Origin of the sequence: Zobellella sp. DQSA1, from assembly GCF_041950555.1 — a bacterium.
Taxonomy (GTDB): Bacteria; Pseudomonadota; Gammaproteobacteria; order Enterobacterales; family Aeromonadaceae; genus Oceanimonas.
Map to the genome: position 1 here is coordinate 2658336 of NZ_CP169531.1, position 16546 is coordinate 2674881.

The following is a 16546-nucleotide window of genomic DNA, read 5'->3' on the forward strand; positions in this document are numbered from 1 at the left end:
CAACCGCCCCTGCCCGGGCGTAGCGTTAATTTTAATTGAACAGTGACGTTCAATGAAAGTGAGAGTGACGACAACACCATTGGCATCGGACGGATGCCAATGGTCAACACGGAGCAAAAGATGATGGAAGGAATCAACGGCATCAATCACCGGCGGGTAGCCGCCGACACCGAACTGCTGGGCGGCCATATCCCGGTGCCCGGATTCGGCATTCTACCGGTCAACAGTTACCTGATCCGGGCGACGCAACCGGTGCTGGTGGATACCGGACTCAGTCACCAGCGCGAGGGCTTTATGGCGGCACTGCGCGCCAGCCTGGACATAAGCCGGCTGCGCTGGGTCTGGCTGACCCACGCCGATCCGGATCACATGGGCAACCTGGCCAGCGTGCTGGCCGAAGCCCCCGAGGCCCGGGTAGTAACCACTTTTATCGGCATGGGCAAGCTGATGATGCACGGCCTGCCGGCCGAACGGATGCACCTGCTCAATCCGGGCCAGCGGCTGGACGTCGGGGACCGGCAGTTGCTGGCTGTGCAGCCCCCGGTGTTCGACGCCCCGGAAACCCTGGGCCTGTACGATCCCCGCTCCCTGACGCTGTTCAGTTCGGACTGCTTCGGAACCCTACTGCCAGGGCCGGCGGACAGCACCGAGGAACTGACGGCCAAGAGCCTGCGCCAGGGCCTGCACACCTGGTCGGCCATCGACTCCCCCTGGCTGCGCCTCTACGACGCGGATCGCCTCAATGCCAGGCTGGGTGAGTTGGCACAACTCGGCGCCGAAACGGTACTGGGCAGCCATCTGCCGCCGGCGCCGGGGATGCTGGGAGAGCTGGTACAACTGTTGGCCGCGGCCATGACGGCCCCGCCGGTGCCCAGCCCGGATCAGGCCGCCCTGGAGGCCATGCTGGCCTAACCGGCCCCTGCTGGCCGCCGCCGGTGGCGGCCAAACCTTTGCCAGCGGCCCGGAGCACGGGTAAACTGGGCGCACATTCGCAGTACAGGTCATTCCTATGAAGCAATTCGCCGAATTCATCCCGCTGATCATCTTCTTCGTGGTATACAAGACGGTCGATATCTATGCCGCCACCGGCGCCCTGATGGCCGCCACCTGCGTGCAGATGCTGGTGCAGTGGATCAGGCACAAAAAGCTGGAAAAAATGCACCTTATCACCTTGGTGCTGGTACTGTTCTTCGGCGGTCTCACCGTGCTTCTCCGGGAGGATGCCTTTATCAAATGGAAGGTAACCGCCGTCAACGGCCTGTTCGCCATCGGCCTGCTGGTCGGTCGCTACGGTTTCGGCAAGAACCTGATCAAACAGATGCTGGGCAAGGAAATGCCGCTGCCCGATGCCATCTGGGACAGGGCCAACCTGGCCTGGGCGGGCTTTTTCACCTTCTGCGGCGCCCTCAACGTCTATGTGGCCTTTTACCTGTCCCAGGAATTCTGGGTCAACTTCAAGGTATTCGGCCTGCTCGGCCTGACCCTGGCCTTCACCTTCGCCACCGCCTTTTACCTCTATCGCCAGTTGCCGGCACAGGACGGCACCAAACAAGAAGGACAACCCTGATGTGGTACGTGATCTTCAGTGAAGATGTTCCCGATAGCCTGCCCAAACGCCAGGAAGCCCGCCCGGCCCACCTGGCCCGGCTGCAGGCCCTGGCCGATGAAGGCCGGCTGCTGGTGGCCGGCCCCAATCCGGCCATCGATGCCGAAGACCCCGCCGAGGCCGGTTTTACCGGCAGCACGGTAATCGCCGAGTTCGACTCCCTGAACGCCGCCCAGGCCTGGGCCGACGCCGATCCCTACAGGGAGGCCGGCGTCTACGCCTCCGTCATCGTCAAGCCCTTCAGGAAAGTCCTGCCCTGAGCACCAAACCGGCCCTGGGCCGGTTTTTTATCCCCTGAGATGAGAACGCCTTAGCACCAGGGCGCCCGGCGCCAGGTAACGTGAAGGAGACTCGTCCGCCGTCAGGCGCCGGATGGCCTCGCTGATCAGCACCTGCAGCGGCTGCCGGTAAGTGGTCAGCTGGTAACAGGGCGAGGCAGCCAGCTCGATGTCGTCGAAGCCGACGATGGCCATGCGGCCTTCCTCCCCCCGCACCCTCAGCGCCTCCAGTGCCCCTATCGCCAGTATGTCGTTCTCGCAGAACAGGGCTTCTATCCTGGCCTCCCTCGGGGTGGTGTCCAGATAATGGAGCAGGCTCTGGTAGCCCTGCTCCCGCTGGTAATGTTCGGCGCTGAGGATCAACGCCAGCTCTTTCCCCCGCTCGGCCAAGCCGTCCCGAAAACCGTCCAGGCGTCGGAGCTGGGTGCTTTCCGACGGCGGGCCCGCCATATAACCGATGCGCTCATAGTCCTGGGCCACCATCAGGGCGGCGATTTCCTGCCCGGCGCGACAGCCGTCGGTGCTGACCACATGGATGTCCGGGTTGTCGCTGTTGCGGTAGAGCACGATCAGCGGGATATTGCCGATATTCCTCGCCAGTTGCAGCAGCTCGTCGCTCAGTATGGTGCCCAGGAAGATCAGCCCATCCACCTGGAACTGATCCGCCAGCGACATGGCGGCGCGGTAGCTCTGCTCCGAGGTGATGTTAAGTAGCATGGCCATGTAGCCCTTGCGCTGCAGCTGACGGGTGATCTCGTCCAGGATCATGGCAAGATTGGGGTTGCCCAGCTCGTCGACCACCAGGCCGACGATATTGGTCCGCCGGGTGGTCAGGCTGCGCGCCAGCAGGTTAGGCCTGTAACCCAGCTCCTCGGCGGCCTGCAGCACCCGCGCCAGTGCCTTGGGAGAGATAGACGCCCCTTCGGTAAAGGCCCGGGACACCGTCCATTTGGAGACGCCGGCCCGCTGCGCCACGTCGCTGGCGGTAACCTTGCGAACACCCTGTTCCTGTGTGTTTTTAACCATTTTTGAATTTACTGTTGACAGTTTCTTATCATGCGATCTAGTGTATTTGAAACCGGGTGCAAAAGAAAAGAGATTAATACTCTCCCAAGGTAACCAACTTACCGACATAGTGTCGGTTTTTTAAGAAACCATTTTGCAACCGGGTGCACTAACACCTTCCCCGCTCCGGGGAAAATTTTTAAACTTCCTTGCACCCGATTGCAAGAATCAACAGAACACGAGCGATACTGTCGCACTTTGAAGAGGATAAGATCATGATAAACGGAGAACGAACAATCGCGCGGCCCCTGCGCTGGGGCATGGTCGGCGGCGGCCGCACCGGTCAGGTGGGCTACAAGCACCGCACCGGCGCCCTGCGCGACGGCACCTACCAATTGCTGGCCGGCGCCTTCGATCTGGACGCGGCCCGCGGCCGCGATTTCGGCACCCGGCTCGGGGTGGCCGAGGATCGCTGCTACGCCACCTATCAGGAGCTGATCGCGGGCGAAACCGCCCGTGAAAACGGCGTCGAGGTAGTGTCGATCGCCACCCCCAACTTCACCCACTTCGAGATCACCAAGGCGTGCCTGGAAGCGGGCCTGCATGTCATCTGCGAAAAGCCGCTGTTCTTCACCGTCGCCGAGTGCGATGAGGTGGCGGCACTGGCGAGGGAAAAGGGACTGATCGTGGGCGTGACCTACGGCTTTACCGGCCACCCGCTGGTGCACCAGATGGCCGCCATGGTCAAGAAAGGCATGCTCGGCGATATCCGCATCGTCGACATGCAATACACCCATGGTTTCAACTCGGGCGACGACACGGGCGCGGGCGAGGCGGTGAAATGGCGGACCAACCCCGCCACCGCGGGGGCGACCTTCGTGCTGGGCGATATCGGCACCCACCTCTACTACCTGTCCGAGGTGGTGCTGCCGCACCTGAAGATCGACAAGCTGCTGTGCGACCGCAAGGCCTTCATTCCGACCCGGGCACCGCTCGAAGACCACGCCACCGTGCTGACCCACTACGACAACGGCGCCCGCGGGCGGCTGTGGGTGTCGTCGGTGAACGCCGGCAACATGGGCTCCCAGCGCTACCGTTTCGTCGGCTCCAGGGCCTCCGTCGAGTGGTCCGACGCCCACCCCGACCAGTTGATCTATGAAGTACAGGGCGAGCCGAACCGCACCCTGCACCACGGCATGCCCTACCTTGAAAAGGAGAGCCTGGCAGTCGATCGCATGGGCGCGCTGCACACCGAAGGCCTGGGCGACAGCTGGGCCAACATCTACCTGTGGATCGCCCAGGCCATCGACGCCAAACAACGCGGCGACGAGGCCTTCCTGAGCACCCATCATTATCCGGGCATCGAGGCCGGCACCGAAGGGGTGCGCTGGCTCGAGAACTGCGTGCGCTCGGCCAACGCCGGCGCCGTCTGGGTCGACTACCAATAACCGGTCATCAACAGTCTTAGCAACCAAGGATCAACGAACATGAAACTTTCCATCTGTACCGATGTGATGGGCAACCTCTCCTTCACCGAGATGCTCGACAAATGTGTGGCGCTGGGCGTCGAAGGCCTGGAAATGACCGGCGGCGGCTGGTCCAAGGGGCCCCATTTCCGCGCCGACGAACTGTTGGCCGACAAGGGCCTGCTGAAGAAAAAGCTGGGCGAAATCGAGGCACGCGGCCTCGAGATCGCCGCGCTCAACTGCTCGGCTAACCCGCTCGATCCGGGCGCCATGGGCGAGCGCCACCTCAAGGAGATGGAGCAGACCATCCGCCTGGCCGGCGAAATCGGTGTGAAGAAGATAGTCACCATGTCCGGCCTGCCCGCCGCCGCCCCCGGCGACAGCGTGCCGAACTGGCTGGTTTACACCAAGAGCTGGCCCGACGAGATGCCCGAGCGCGACCGCTACCAGTGGGAAGACTGCGCCTTCCCGCTCTGGCACCGGCTGGTGAAGCTGGCCAACGAGGTGGGGGTGGAGAAATACGCGTTGGAAAACTTCTCGGCCATGCTGGTATGGAACCCCGAGACCCTGTTCCGCCTGCGCGATGAAGTAGGGCCCAAGGTCGGCCTGAACCTCGACCCCTCGCACCTGTTCTGGAAAGGGGCCTGCCCCATCGCCGCGGCCCGCGCCCTGGGCAACGCCATCCACCACGTGCACGGCAAGGACACCCGCATCGAGCGCAGCCTGGCCGATGTGAACGGCCTGCTCGAACTGAAGGAGGTCACCGACGTGGCCAACCGCGCCTGGAACTACGTCGCCGTCGGCGCCGGCCACGACCTGCAGTGGTGGAAGGAGTTCTTCTCGGTGGTGCGCATGCAGGGCTACAACGACTGGGTCAGCCTGGAGATGGAAGACTTCACCATGTCCACCGAGGCGGGCATCCAGTCCTCCATCGACGCCCTGCAGCAGACCATCAGCAAATAATAGCGTCTCGAGGGTGGACAATGAAGGCGGGATGTCGGCGATAGCACCGACTTTCCGCCGCACCGGTTTATGCCTTTATGTGGCCTTGAAGAAATCAAGGTTGCACTTTGGCACCGGCTCACTGTCGGGCGATGTCTTCACCCATTTGGGGGATTTTTCTCTTCGGCATTGCCCAAACCTCCCTCCCTGGCCAAGGCTTGATAGGTCCAATGGACGACATCATTCCAACAACAAGGAGAGACGGGTATGTACAAGGCTCTGTTATCCACTCTGCTGGCGGCGACACTGGCTCTCGGCACCCCGGTCCTGGCCAACGAGCCGGTCCAGGAAGCCGTGATCACCAGCATCGACATCAATACCGCCACTCAGGATCAGCTCGCCCTGCTCACCGGCATTGGGCCGGCCAAGGCGGCAGCCATAGTGGAATACCGGGAAAACAACGGTCCCTTTGGCTCGGTCGATGACCTGGCCAAGGTCAGCGGTATTGGCCCCGCCACGGTGGAAAAAAACCGACACCTGCTGAGTAACTGACCTTCAGCCCTCCCGGGCATGGCCGGGAGGGCTGCTATTGGTTATGATACGAGCCCGTTGTTTTTTGGCGTCAGAACCATGTCTTCACAGCCATTGATTCGCAAAGCAGTGATTCCGGTCGCAGGATTGGGCACCCGCATGCTGCCCGCTACCAAGGCCATCCCCAAAGAAATGCTGCCGGTGGTCGACAAGCCCCTGATCCAGTACGTGGTCAACGAAGCGGTCCAGGCCGGGATCAAGGAGATCGTGCTGGTCACCCATGCCAGCAAGAACTCCATCGAAAACCACTTCGATACCAGCTTCGAGCTGGAGGCCACCCTGGAAAAACGGGTCAAGCGTCAGTTGCTCAGCGAAGTACAGAATATCTGCCCGCCCGATGTCACCATCATGCACGTCCGCCAGGGCGAGGCCAAGGGACTGGGCCACGCCATCCTCTGCGCCCATCCACTGGTCGGTGACGCCCCCTTCGCCATCTTGCTGCCCGATGTGCTGATCGACGAGGCCGCCTGTAATCTGCGGCAAGACAACCTGGCCGCCATGATCCGCGCCTTTGACAACAACGGTCACAGCCAGATCCTGGTGGAGCCGGTCGCCCATGAACTGGTGGATCAATTCGGCGTTGTCGATATCAACGGCAGCCTCCTGAGCCAGGGAGCCTCTTCGCCGCTGTGTGCCATCGTCGAAAAACCCCGGCCGATCGATGCCCCCTCCAACCTGGCGGTAGTGGGCCGCTATGTCCTGTCCGCCAATATCTGGCCGCTACTGAAAAAAACGCCGCTCGGCAAGGGTGATGAAATACAGCTGACCGATACCATTGCCATGCTGATGGAGCAGGAACCGGTAGAAGCCCACCATATCCTGGGGAAAAGTCACGACTGCGGCAGCAAGCTCGGTTTATTGATGGCCAATATTGAATATGGCCTGCGTCATCGGGAACTGGGGGCCGACTTCGCCCGCTATCTGCAGCAACTCAGGCTCAGGTGAGTTCACGGTTGGCGGTGAGCCGGATCTCGCCGCCAAAACTGCCCTTGAGGGTCAGATTCAGAGGGAAAGAACAGCGATAACTAAACTGGTTGGCGGTCAGTTCCTTCAATCCCAGGGGGCCGGCATCGCAGTGTTCCAGCCAGTCGCTGCCGACCATACCACCGTTGGCCACCTCCACCCGGCCTGCATCCGCATACAACCGAAACAAAGCCAGGTTGACCCGGGTATCCAGCCCCACGTCCAGAATAAGCTGGTTGATATATTCCAGGGTACGGGCCGGACTGTTCAGCACACTGCCAGGCTCGCTACCGTAGCGCCGCAGGGGTTCATTGAGTACGAAAGTGACCAGCGTCATGACCACCGGCGTGTCCATATTGAGCGGATCGAACTCCGCCAGCAGCAACAGCAGATCCTGATCCAGCGTGATGTATTCGGTCAGTACCCAGGGCGAGCTTTGCCGGCAACTCAGCCGCCAGTCTCCCAGGGCCCTTTCCGGCTGCTGCTGCCAGCTCTGCAGCAGCCGGCTGGCGGCGATATCTTCCCGACGATAATAGGCCAGATGGTCATTCAACTCGTCCAATAACCTGTGGGGATCGGGCTTCAGGCTGCCGACGATCACTTCCGCCACCAGGTTCCAGCTGCGAATGGGCTTGATCAGGTAGTCCTCGGCGCCGGCACGCAGGGCCCGCGCCACGTCCGCCATTTTCTGCTGGCCGGAAATGGCAATTACCGGCAGGGCAGGATACCGTCGCTTCAGACAGGCAATCACCTCCAGCCCCGCCGGCGCCGGCAGCAGCAAATCGCTCAGCACCAGGTCGGGACCGTTCAGCTCGGCCAGCAGCAGTCCTTCTTCAACGCTGTCCGCTTCGAGCACCCTGGCCCCCCACAGCTCGAGGTAGGCCACCATCAGTCGACGGAATACCGGGTCGTCTTCTATCAGTAAAATCAGCGGGCAAAAATCAAACATAGTTCAATGCGGCAGGGTAATGTGATGTATACACTGAGCCTAGCCGATTTTAGTCACAGTGACAGCGACATCACCCTACCGGCTGTATTCTGTCGGCACTTTGTTGGATAATGGCCACCCCATGCAGCAACAGTGGCATTATGACTCCGGCAGAATATCAGGCGCTGACCTCTCCCCGACTGTCCCATCCGGCCCGCAGCTTATACCAGTTTTACCTCCGGCACAGTGCCCGGGGCGATCATACCCAGGCCCTCGATTATCCGAGCCTGGGCAAGGCATTGGCGGTACAGGGGGAGGGTGAATTTCGTTACCGGGTTACCCCGGTGGAGCTGACCGCGCTGGTGGACGAACTGCTGGAAGCCGGCCTGCTGAGCCCGCAGGCAAAGCCCAACCCGCAACACTATCATGGTGCCGTGTTTTTACTGCCGCTGAAGCGGCTGCAGGGATTGGCTCCCCTGCCTTCCCGCCAGTTTGCCATGCACCCCGAGTGGCGCCCGGACGACCAGTTTGACGGCCTGGCCAGGCTGTGCGGCCTGCTGGACAGCCATTTTGATGACACCGAGCTGGGCGAGTTCATCGCCTACTGGCTGGGCCGCCCCGAGGTGTTTGAAAACCAACATCAATGGATGCTGAAATTCGTGCGCAAGCTCAAGAACCAGCGCAGCGTCAGACGCGTACCGGCACCACAGGACAGCAACGGCTACCAGCAGATCCCGGCTAAAGTCGACTCCGGCCCCAGCAAGCGCGCCCGTGAAATGATGGAAGAAGCCCGCCGCCTAAGCCCCCATGCCCAGGGAGATCGCAATGAAAAAGACACCTGAAGAGATTGCCGCCGACCTGGCCGACATTGCCCGTCGGCGACGCCAGCGACCGGACCGGAACCTGTCCGCCGACGCGAATGGTGGCCAGGTACAGGGGTTGCTGAGCCGCATCAAACGACTGCGTGCCAGTGGCAACCTGCCCCAGTACGACTATGCCAGCCTCAAGCGACAGTACGAGCAGCAGGCCAACGCCGAGGTGCGTCTGGCCCAGCAGGAGGCACGCCAGAAGCGCACCGAGCGCCTGCTGGCCCAGGCGGATCTCAATCCGGACTGGACCTTCGCCAATATGGACGGCAACGATCCGGTGCTCGGTCATCATATCGATACCGCCCATCATTTTATCAATGCCTTCGACCACTGGGAGCAAAAAGGCGGGGCCGCCATCCTGATCTACGGTGACTTCGGTACTGGCAAGTCCACCCTGGCCGGCGCCATCGCCCATGAACTGATCCGTCAGCACCAGAAGTCGGTGATCTTCCAGCAGTGGGCCTCGGTCGTGGATCGGCTGTTTTTCGGCGTGATCGAAGACCAGGAAAGTCGTAACCAGTATCGCCGGGCGCTGGAAGAGGTCGACCTGCTGGTGCTGGATGAGGTCGCCGCCAACCGTACCCGTCTGGCAGAAAGCCAGTCCAGCTTTCTGGGGCATTTGTTGCGCCGCCGGCGTAATCTGTCCAAGAGCGTGATCATCATCACCAACCACGATCCCCAGGCCCTGCACCGGGCGGTAGGGGATTTCTGCTTCGAGGCCATCAAAGCCTTCCATCCGGTCGACCTGGCCCTGCTCGGCCCCAGCCGCCGACCCGATATCGGTGACTACAGGAGCTAGCCCGGTAAACACCGGGCAGAACAGCCCTCACATTATTGCCGTCCCGTATTGGGCTGGCTGGCAGATGGGGGGTACACTAGGGCAAGCCCCCTATTACAGGCAGTGTTCAGGTGTCCGTTAACACAAAGCGCTTCTCCCCCCCGCTCCGCTTCCGCACCCAGGTGCTGTTGTTGGTCGGCACCCTGGTGGCCGCCACCCTGCTGGTGCAGGGCACCTACCTGCACCACCGTCAGGGCCAGATCATCACCGAACAGATTGGCCTGCGGGCCATGAACGTGGCCCAGGCCGTAGCCCAGATCCCCGCCATCGTCGAGGCATTCGATACTCCGGAGCCGGCGGCCATCATCCAGCCCCTGGCCGAGCAGATCCGTATCGAAACCGGCGCCCGCTACGTGGTGGTGGGCAATCGCTTCGGCATCCGCTATTCCCACCCGCTGCCGGAGCGACTGGGGCTGCCCATGGTCGGCGGCGACAACGAACGGGCGCTGATCGGCGGTGAAGCCTACATTTCGGAGGCGGAAGGATCGTTGGGGGAAGCCATCCGCGGCAAGGCCCCCATCTTCAATGCCGCCGGCGACATCGTCGGCATCGTGTCGGTGGGTTTCATGCTGGAGAAGGTCGACTACGATATCGACAACTACCTGGCCCTGGGCTGGATACTGGTCGGGCTCATGGTGCTGCTGGGGCTGGCAGGTGCCGCCTGGCTGGCCCAGCACCTGAAACGAGTGATCCTGGGCCTGGAGCCCCATGAAATCGCCCGCCTGGTGATGGAGAAGGATGCCATACTGCAGTCCATCCACGAGGGTATAGTGGCCATCAACCGGGAAGGGCGCATCACCCTGCTCAACCAGGCGGCCCGGCGCTTTCTCGACCTGCCGTCAGACAGCGACGCCTTGGGATTGCCGGTGCAGGAGCTGGTGCCCAATTCCCGGCTGCGGGAAGTGCTGTCCAGCGGCGAGCGCCAGTTCGATCAGGAGATGTGGATAGGCGAGCATCCGGTGGTGGTCAACCGGGTGCCCATCATCCACGCAGGCAAGGTGGAAGGCGCCGTGGCTACCTTCCGCAGCCGCCAGGAAATCCGGGATTTGTCCCTGGCACTGAACGCGGTCAGCAAGGACATGGATGCCCTGCGGGTCCAGGCCCACGAATTCTCCAACAAGCTGTATACCATTTCCGGCCTGCTGCAGCTCGATAAGCCCCAGCAAGCGCTGGCCCTTATCAACCAGGAAACCGCCCGCGAACAGGCCCAGTTGGCAACGGTGTTGGAACAAGTGGCCGATCCCCTGGTCGGCGGCATCCTGCTCGGCAAGCTGGCGGACGCGGCGGAGAAAGGCGTGCAGCTCGATATCGTCGAACACAGTGCCCTGCATACTCCGCTCAGCCCCGGTGGCCAGGAAGTGCTGTTGTCGGTGCTCGGCAACCTGCTCAACAACGCGGTGGACGCCGCCCTGCAGGGAACGGACACCATCCCCCGGGTACGGTTGTTCTTCACCGATCTCGGTGCGCAGTTGCTGTTCGAAGTGGAAGACAACGGTCCGGGCGTGGACCCCGGCCTGCTGGCCCAGATTTTTCAGGATGGCTTCACCACCAAGCAGGGCAAGCACAGGGGAATAGGACTGGCGCTGGTACGCCGGTTATGCCTGGAACACGATGGGGACGTCAGCCTGGAGGACGGTGATCTGGGCGGGGCCTGCTTTATCGTCACCCTGGCCAAGGATCGGGTGGCAAGGCAAGAGGAAAAAGCTGGATGAACAAGACCCACGGCGTACTGATTATCGAGGATGACTTTCGCATCGCCGAAATCAACCGCCAGTTTGTAGAACAGACCGCCGGCTTCAGGGTACTGCATGAAGCCAAAACCCGGGCCGAGGCCCTGTCCTTTCTCGCGGAGCATGCCGGGCAGATCAGCCTGGTGCTGCTGGATGCCTATATTCCCGACGCCACCGGACTGGAGCTGCTGTGGGAGATCCGCAGGCACTACCGGCATATCGACATCGTCATGGTCACCGCCGCCAAGGAGGTGGACACCATCCAGGAAGCCCTGCGCGGCGGCGTGTTCGACTACCTGATAAAGCCCACCCAAAGCGAGCGCATGGCCCATATGCTGGACCGTTTCCTCAAGGAGCGGGCGCTGCTCGAGCAGAAACAGGAAATGAGCCAGGAAGAGCTGGATCGGGCGCTCAACCGCCATCCGGCGGTGGCGGAACCGCCTCCCGCCGCCGCCAGCAGCAGCCTGCCCAAGGGCATCGACAAGCTGACCCTGGATACGGTACTCAGCACCATGGCCCAGGCCCGGGAGCCGCAAACCGCGGTGGACCTGGCCAAGGCCATCGGTGCCAGCCGCTCCACCGCCCGCCGTTACCTGGAATACCTGGTGGCCCAGGGTAAAGCCTGCGCCGAGCAGGCCTACGGCGAAGTCGGCCGGCCGGAGCGGCGCTACCGGCTCAATCCCTGATCAATCCAGCCGGAAACCAATTTTAAGCACCACCTGGAAATGCGCTATCTGGCCGTCAATGATATGGCCGCGCATTTCCTTTACCTCGAACCAGTCCAGATGATCCAGACTCTCGCCCGCCTTGGACACCGCTTTCCTGATGGCATCGTCGTAACCGGTGGTGGAAGAGCCGGCCACTTCTATCAGCTTGTACACATGTTCGGACATAGGTAACTCCATGTTCAGGGCTATGGCCGCACCGGCGGCCGTTCTCGACCTCCTTAAGCAATAGCAGCCCCCGCCCCCACCGTCACCCCGCCCCCTCCGTGAACAAAATGAATAAAATCGTCTTAATGCTGTTTTTTCAACTTATGCCCCAAAGCTTGTTGCTTAACACCAATGCATCTATTTTTACACCAGATGTTAACAAGGACGAACCAAGGAGAACTGCATGTTCAACACCCTACGCAAACCCTTTAAACGCCTGAGTCTGGCAGCCCTGCCGCTGCTGGCCCTCGGCGCGCAGATGCCTGCGGCCCAGGCCCAGGACTGGCAACCCACCCGGCCGGTCGAGTTTATTGCCCCCGCCAACCCCGGTGGCGGCTGGGATACCTTGGTGCGCACTTCCAGCCTGGTGATCCAGAGCGAAAAACTGTCGCCGCAGAATTTCGCCGCCATCAACATACCCGGCGGCGGCGGTGCCGTAGCCTGGGCCCAGATCGCCCGCGACAGCAAGAACGATCACAAGCTGTTCGCTACCAGCCCGCCCATTATCCTGGTGCCCCTGGCCGGCACCTCGCGCTTCAGTCACAAGGACTTTACCCCGGTCGCCCGCCTGAATACCGACTACTCCATCGTGCTGGTGCGCAAGGACTCGCCCTATGAAACCATCAGCGATCTGTTCGCAGCGATGAAAACCAACCCCAGCCTGAGCGTGGGCGGTGGTTCGGCGGCCGGTTCCATGGATCATATCGCCATGGCCGGCGCGGCCGCCGAGGCCGGTCTGGAGGCCCGCGGTGTCAACTACATCGCCTTCTCCGGCGGCGGCGAAGCCATGATCAGCCTGATGGGCAACCATGTGGAAGCGGTGATCACCGGCGCCGGCGAGGCCTCGGGCCAGCTGGAAGGCGGCAACCTGCGCGCCCTGGCGGTCTCTTCACCCGAGCGTCTGGGCGGCGCCCTGGCCGGTGTTCCCACCTTCAAGGAACAGGGTATCGACTACACCTTCGATATCTGGCGTGGCGTCATGGGACCGAAGAACATGTCCCCCGAAGCCCGGGCCTACTACGAGGACCTGTTCGCCCGCATGGTGAAAACCGATGCCTGGAAACAGGCCAGCGAGCAGCTGGGATGGATCGATGCCTTCCAGACCGGCGAGGAATTCGGTGTCTTCCTGGATGCCCAGCTCGACCAGTTCAGCACCATACTGGGTGACTTGGGCCTGCTGCGGCGCTAACGGACAAGGACGACGGGGTCTTCCCCGTCGTCCATGGCAACCACAGGTATTGTTATGAACAAACTCAACATCAACCAGAAGATTGGCATCATCCTGGCCCTGCTCGCCCTGGGCTATCTCTGGATGGCCTTTCAGATCCCGGGGTTTTCTCTGCCTCGTCCGGTCGACTCGGATGCCTTCCCCAAAGCACTGGGCAGCGCGCTGCTGCTGCTGGCCATACTGCTGTTCCTGGAAAAACCCAGGCATAAAGCCCAGGACGACGAAGAGCAGGACGACATCATCGAGGAAAGCGGTGGTTTCTGGACCAGCCCCCGGATGCGGGTGGTGATCACGTCCGTCGCCATTGTCGCCTACGCCTTCGCCCTGCAGCCGATAGGCTTCGTTGTCACTTCCATCCTGCTCTGTTGCGGCCTGGCCTGCTACTACGGCTACCGCAATCACAAGGCCAACTTGCTGGCATCGAGCGGTGTCGTACTGGCGCTGTATTTCATGATGAGCTATGTGATGGATGTTTATCTCCCCACGGGAATATTGCCTTTCTAAACGTGCCGTCGCGTTGACGTACCTTTAATCAGGAAAAATCAAAGGTTTACCATTATGATGGATGCATTCAACAGTCTGGTGTACGGCTTCGGCATCGCCCTGGACCCGATGAATATCATGTACGTGTTTGTCGGCGTCTTTGCTGGCACCATTATCGGCATGTTACCCGGGCTAGGCCCCATCAGTGCCCTGGCGCTGATGATCCCCATTACCTTCAGCATGGATCCCGCCTCGGGCCTTATCCTGATGTCAGGAGTCTATTATGGCGCCATCTTCGGTGGCTCCACCTCCTCTATTCTGCTGAACGCACCCGGCGTGGCCGGCACCGTGGCCACCTCCTTCGACGGCTACCCCATGGCCAAGAAGGGCATGGCCGGCAAGGCCCTGGCCATCGCCGCCTACGCCTCCTTTATCGGCGGCACCGTGTCCGTGATCGGCCTGATGCTGATTGCCCCGCTGCTGTCGAAGGTGGCGGTCAGCTTCGGTCCCGCCGAATACTTCGCCCTCATGCTGCTGGGCCTGACCGCGGTGGTCAGTCTGTCGGACAAGTCCCTGGTCAAGGGCCTGATCGCCGCCGTGATAGGCATGATGATCTCCATCGTCGGCATCGACCTGCAAAGCGGTACCGAACGCTACACCTTCGGCAGCCTGGAACTGCTCGACGGCATCGACTTCCTGGTGGTGGCGCTGGGTGTCTTCGCCCTGGCGGAAGTGTTCTACATGCTGCTCAAGGGCGGTAGCAAGGAACAACCCCGCAATAACATCGGCTCGCTCAAGCTCAGCACGGATGAAGTCAAGGAAATTGCCGGCCCCGTTGGCCGCAGCTCGGTGCTTGGCTTCTTTATCGGGGTACTGCCCGGCGCCGGCGCCACCGTGGCATCCTTCCTCGGCTACAGCCTGGAAAAACGCCTGGCCAAGGACGGAGACACTTTCGGCAAAGGCAACATCAAGGGCGTGGCCGGCCCCGAAGCCGCCAACAATGCCGCCTGTGGTGGCTCCTTCGTGCCCCTGCTGACCCTGGGTGTACCCGGTTCGGGCTCCACTGCCGTGCTGCTCGGTGCCCTGCTGGTGATGGGTGTCACCCCGGGCCCCATGATGCTGGAACAGCGTCCGGACGTGTTCTGGGGCGTGATCGCCAGTATGTACGTCGGCAACATCTTCCTGCTGGTGCTGAACCTGCCGCTGATCCCCTATATCGCCCGTATCCTGGACATGCCCAAGCCCTTGCTGCTGGCCATGATCCTGATCTTCTGCATGATTGGCGTTTACGGCCTCAGCTTCAACGTGTTCGACCTGCTGCTGCTGCTCGCTTTCGGCCTGATCGGCCTCGGCATGAAGCTGTTCGGTTTCCCCACCGCCCCACTGATCCTGGCACTGATCCTGGGCGCCATCATGGAAGAGTCGATGCGCCGTGCCCTGCAGATCTCCGGTGGCGACTGGATGACCTTCGTCGACAAGCCCATTTCCATGTGGCTGTTGGTGCTGGCCGCCCTGTCGCTGTTTGCTCCGCTGTTGAAAAAGGCCGTGCGCCGGCTGATGGCCTCGGGCAAGACCACCCTGGCCTGAACGGAGCACTGCCCTTAATCAAAAAAGCGCCGATTGGCGCTTTTTTTATTTGCTCCATTACAGCCTCGTATGACACATTCCTGTACCCGATTCAAGGTTGCCATTTAATTTACATATCACCAACATAATCATCTTGACCCTTATCTCTGTCTGACTATACCGTGCAAGTCGGCATCATGTAACATGGCCTCCTTTTTGGGTCATATTTCATCTGGTTGCCATTTCATAGCGATAAAAACCGACTAGGAGCATTCAGGATGAAACACGGACTCTGGCAATCCAGCCTGCTGGGCGCAGCGCTATTGAGCATTGCCTGTACCGGCCAGGCCCGGGAGTGGAAAGAAATAAAATTCAGCGTGGAAGGATCCTATCCTCCGTTCAGCTGGACCACCACCGATGGCAAGCTTGAGGGGTTTGAGGTCGACCTGGCCCGGGCCCTGTGCGAAGAGCTGCAGGTCAGGTGCACCATCTCCGCCCAGGACTGGGACGGCATTATCCCGGCCCTGCTGTCACGCAAACACGACGCCATCATCGCGGCCATGACCATCACCCCGGAACGGGAAAAAACCGTGCTGTTCACCATTCCTTACGCCCGGGTCCCCACCCGTTTCGTCACCCACCTGGACAACCATATCGACTTCAGCGATGCCGGTATGGCCAATCTCAAGGTGGGAGTTCAAAGGGCCACCATCGGCGACAAATATCTGTCGGAGAAGCACAAGACCATTAATATCATGCGCTACGGCACTTTCGACGAAGCCTTTATGGATCTGCGCGCCGGTCGGGTAGACACGGTGTTCGGCGGTGCGCTCGGCATCCAGAGTGGCCTGCTCGACAAACCGGACGGTCGGGACTTCCACTTTTCCGGCCCGGTGTTCACCGAGGAAGCCTGGTTCGGCAAGGGGATCGGTATCGCCGTCCGCAAGCAGGACAGCGGCCTGGCCGAACTGCTCAACAAGGGCATTCTGGCCTTGCGGGAAAAGGGCATTCACCAGGAGATTGCCGCCCACTATTTCCCTTACGACATCTACGGTGAAACGCCATAACGTCGGATGGCAGCCAAACAAAAAGGGCGCCTCGCGGGCGCCCTTGTCGTTACA

18 protein-coding genes are annotated in these 16546 nt (G+C 61.3%); 15 read left to right on the forward strand and 3 right to left on the reverse strand.

Annotation, left to right across the window (positions count from 1 at the left end; translation table 11 throughout):
- Window positions 1-120 precede the first annotated feature (120 nt).
- The 3 genes from ACEVBK_RS12815 to ACEVBK_RS12825 all read left to right on the forward strand — a co-directional run bounded on the left by ACEVBK_RS12815 (window position 121) and on the right by ACEVBK_RS12825 (window position 1866).
- On the forward strand, window positions 121-912 hold the full coding sequence (locus tag ACEVBK_RS12815) for an MBL fold metallo-hydrolase (RefSeq protein WP_375055329.1): 792 nt from the start codon (window positions 121-123) through the stop codon (window positions 910-912).
- Window positions 913-1009: 97 nt separating this feature from the next.
- Window positions 1010-1567 (forward strand): septation protein A, encoded by a 558-nt coding sequence (locus ACEVBK_RS12820; RefSeq protein ID WP_375055330.1) that lies wholly within the window; start codon window positions 1010-1012, stop codon window positions 1565-1567.
- On the forward strand, window positions 1567-1866 hold the full coding sequence (locus tag ACEVBK_RS12825) for a YciI family protein (protein ID WP_375055331.1): 300 nt from the start codon (window positions 1567-1569) through the stop codon (window positions 1864-1866). The genes ACEVBK_RS12820 and ACEVBK_RS12825 overlap by 1 nt, the downstream gene beginning before the upstream one ends.
- Before the next feature lie 27 nt (window positions 1867-1893).
- Here the strand turns inward: ACEVBK_RS12825 and ACEVBK_RS12830 are convergent, their stop codons facing one another.
- Complete coding sequence (locus ACEVBK_RS12830; RefSeq protein WP_375055332.1) at window positions 1894-2910, reverse strand: LacI family DNA-binding transcriptional regulator; 1017 nt, start codon at window positions 2908-2910, stop codon at window positions 1894-1896.
- 254 nt (window positions 2911-3164) lie between these two features.
- On the opposite strand from ACEVBK_RS12830, the gene ACEVBK_RS12835 reads away from it, so the two are divergent.
- The 4 genes from ACEVBK_RS12835 to galU all read left to right on the forward strand — a co-directional run bounded on the left by ACEVBK_RS12835 (window position 3165) and on the right by galU (window position 6833).
- Window positions 3165-4337 (forward strand): Gfo/Idh/MocA family protein, encoded by a 1173-nt coding sequence (locus tag ACEVBK_RS12835; RefSeq protein ID WP_375055333.1) that lies wholly within the window; start codon window positions 3165-3167, stop codon window positions 4335-4337.
- A 39-nt stretch (window positions 4338-4376) separates the two neighbouring features.
- Window positions 4377-5318, forward strand: coding sequence for a sugar phosphate isomerase/epimerase family protein (locus tag ACEVBK_RS12840; protein ID WP_375055334.1), 942 nt, complete (start codon window positions 4377-4379; stop codon window positions 5316-5318).
- Window positions 5319-5564: 246 nt separating this feature from the next.
- Window positions 5565-5849, forward strand: coding sequence for a ComEA family DNA-binding protein (locus ACEVBK_RS12845; protein ID WP_375055336.1), 285 nt, complete (start codon window positions 5565-5567; stop codon window positions 5847-5849).
- A 78-nt stretch (window positions 5850-5927) separates the two neighbouring features.
- Window positions 5928-6833, forward strand: a complete 906-nt coding sequence (gene galU / locus ACEVBK_RS12850) for a UTP--glucose-1-phosphate uridylyltransferase GalU (RefSeq protein ID WP_375055337.1) — start codon at window positions 5928-5930, stop codon at window positions 6831-6833.
- Here the strand turns inward: galU and ACEVBK_RS12855 are convergent.
- Window positions 6826-7800 carry a response regulator gene (locus ACEVBK_RS12855; RefSeq protein ID WP_375055338.1) on the reverse strand — a complete coding sequence of 325 codons (975 nt, stop codon included), beginning with the start codon at window positions 7798-7800 and terminating at the stop codon, window positions 6826-6828. The two genes, galU and ACEVBK_RS12855, sit on opposite strands and share 8 nt — an antisense overlap.
- Before the next feature lie 140 nt (window positions 7801-7940).
- Here ACEVBK_RS12855 and ACEVBK_RS12860 point away from each other — a divergent pair, with 140 nt between their 5' ends.
- From ACEVBK_RS12860 to ACEVBK_RS12875, 4 genes are all read left to right on the forward strand, one after another.
- Window positions 7941-8621, forward strand: a complete 681-nt coding sequence (locus ACEVBK_RS12860; RefSeq protein WP_375055339.1) for a DnaT-like ssDNA-binding domain-containing protein — start codon at window positions 7941-7943, stop codon at window positions 8619-8621.
- Window positions 8605-9447: a DnaA ATPase domain-containing protein gene (locus ACEVBK_RS12865; RefSeq protein WP_375055340.1), complete on the forward strand. Its 843-nt coding sequence runs from the start codon at window positions 8605-8607 to the stop codon at window positions 9445-9447. Before ACEVBK_RS12860 ends, ACEVBK_RS12865 begins: the two co-directional genes overlap by 17 nt.
- Window positions 9448-9557: 110 nt before the next feature.
- Window positions 9558-11198 (forward strand): ATP-binding protein, encoded by a 1641-nt coding sequence (locus ACEVBK_RS12870; RefSeq protein WP_375055341.1) that lies wholly within the window; start codon window positions 9558-9560, stop codon window positions 11196-11198.
- Complete coding sequence (locus ACEVBK_RS12875) at window positions 11195-11902, forward strand: response regulator (RefSeq protein WP_375055342.1); 708 nt, start codon at window positions 11195-11197, stop codon at window positions 11900-11902. Before ACEVBK_RS12870 ends, ACEVBK_RS12875 begins: the two co-directional genes overlap by 4 nt.
- Here the strand turns inward: ACEVBK_RS12875 and ACEVBK_RS12880 are convergent, their stop codons facing one another.
- Window positions 11903-12109, reverse strand: coding sequence for a dodecin (locus tag ACEVBK_RS12880; RefSeq protein ID WP_375055343.1), 207 nt, complete (start codon window positions 12107-12109; stop codon window positions 11903-11905).
- Window positions 12110-12332: 223 nt separating this feature from the next.
- On the opposite strand from ACEVBK_RS12880, the gene ACEVBK_RS12885 reads away from it, so the two are divergent.
- From ACEVBK_RS12885 to ACEVBK_RS12900, 4 genes are all read left to right on the forward strand, one after another.
- Window positions 12333-13337, forward strand: a complete 1005-nt coding sequence (locus tag ACEVBK_RS12885) for a Bug family tripartite tricarboxylate transporter substrate binding protein (protein WP_375055344.1) — start codon at window positions 12333-12335, stop codon at window positions 13335-13337.
- Between the two features lie 54 nt (window positions 13338-13391).
- Window positions 13392-13880, forward strand: a complete 489-nt coding sequence (locus ACEVBK_RS12890; RefSeq protein ID WP_375055345.1) for a tripartite tricarboxylate transporter TctB family protein — start codon at window positions 13392-13394, stop codon at window positions 13878-13880.
- Window positions 13881-13934: 54 nt separating this feature from the next.
- Complete coding sequence (locus ACEVBK_RS12895; protein WP_375055346.1) at window positions 13935-15446, forward strand: tripartite tricarboxylate transporter permease; 1512 nt, start codon at window positions 13935-13937, stop codon at window positions 15444-15446.
- Between the two features lie 257 nt (window positions 15447-15703).
- Window positions 15704-16492 (forward strand): transporter substrate-binding domain-containing protein, encoded by a 789-nt coding sequence (locus tag ACEVBK_RS12900; RefSeq protein ID WP_375055347.1) that lies wholly within the window; start codon window positions 15704-15706, stop codon window positions 16490-16492.
- Window positions 16493-16546: the final 54 nt, after the last annotated feature.

Coding starts and splice junctions, on each gene's coding strand:
- ACEVBK_RS12855 (WP_375055338.1), bottom strand. CDS start 7,800: ATGTTTGATTTTTGCCCGCTGATTTTACTGATAGAAGACGACCCGGTA.
- ACEVBK_RS12895 (WP_375055346.1), top strand. CDS start 13,935: ATGATGGATGCATTCAACAGTCTGGTGTACGGCTTCGGCATCGCCCTG.
- galU (WP_375055337.1), top strand. CDS start 5,928: ATGTCTTCACAGCCATTGATTCGCAAAGCAGTGATTCCGGTCGCAGGA.
- ACEVBK_RS12835 (WP_375055333.1), top strand. CDS start 3,165: ATGATAAACGGAGAACGAACAATCGCGCGGCCCCTGCGCTGGGGCATG.
- ACEVBK_RS12880 (WP_375055343.1), bottom strand. CDS start 12,109: ATGTCCGAACATGTGTACAAGCTGATAGAAGTGGCCGGCTCTTCCACC.
- ACEVBK_RS12845 (WP_375055336.1), top strand. CDS start 5,565: ATGTACAAGGCTCTGTTATCCACTCTGCTGGCGGCGACACTGGCTCTC.
- ACEVBK_RS12815 (WP_375055329.1), top strand. CDS start 121: ATGATGGAAGGAATCAACGGCATCAATCACCGGCGGGTAGCCGCCGAC.
- ACEVBK_RS12830 (WP_375055332.1), bottom strand. CDS start 2,910: ATGGTTAAAAACACACAGGAACAGGGTGTTCGCAAGGTTACCGCCAGC.
- ACEVBK_RS12840 (WP_375055334.1), top strand. CDS start 4,377: ATGAAACTTTCCATCTGTACCGATGTGATGGGCAACCTCTCCTTCACC.
- ACEVBK_RS12820 (WP_375055330.1), top strand. CDS start 1,010: ATGAAGCAATTCGCCGAATTCATCCCGCTGATCATCTTCTTCGTGGTA.
- ACEVBK_RS12900 (WP_375055347.1), top strand. CDS start 15,704: ATGAAACACGGACTCTGGCAATCCAGCCTGCTGGGCGCAGCGCTATTG.
- ACEVBK_RS12860 (WP_375055339.1), top strand. CDS start 7,941: ATGACTCCGGCAGAATATCAGGCGCTGACCTCTCCCCGACTGTCCCAT.
- ACEVBK_RS12890 (WP_375055345.1), top strand. CDS start 13,392: ATGAACAAACTCAACATCAACCAGAAGATTGGCATCATCCTGGCCCTG.
- ACEVBK_RS12875 (WP_375055342.1), top strand. CDS start 11,195: ATGAACAAGACCCACGGCGTACTGATTATCGAGGATGACTTTCGCATC.
- ACEVBK_RS12885 (WP_375055344.1), top strand. CDS start 12,333: ATGTTCAACACCCTACGCAAACCCTTTAAACGCCTGAGTCTGGCAGCC.
- ACEVBK_RS12865 (WP_375055340.1), top strand. CDS start 8,605: ATGAAAAAGACACCTGAAGAGATTGCCGCCGACCTGGCCGACATTGCC.
- ACEVBK_RS12825 (WP_375055331.1), top strand. CDS start 1,567: ATGTGGTACGTGATCTTCAGTGAAGATGTTCCCGATAGCCTGCCCAAA.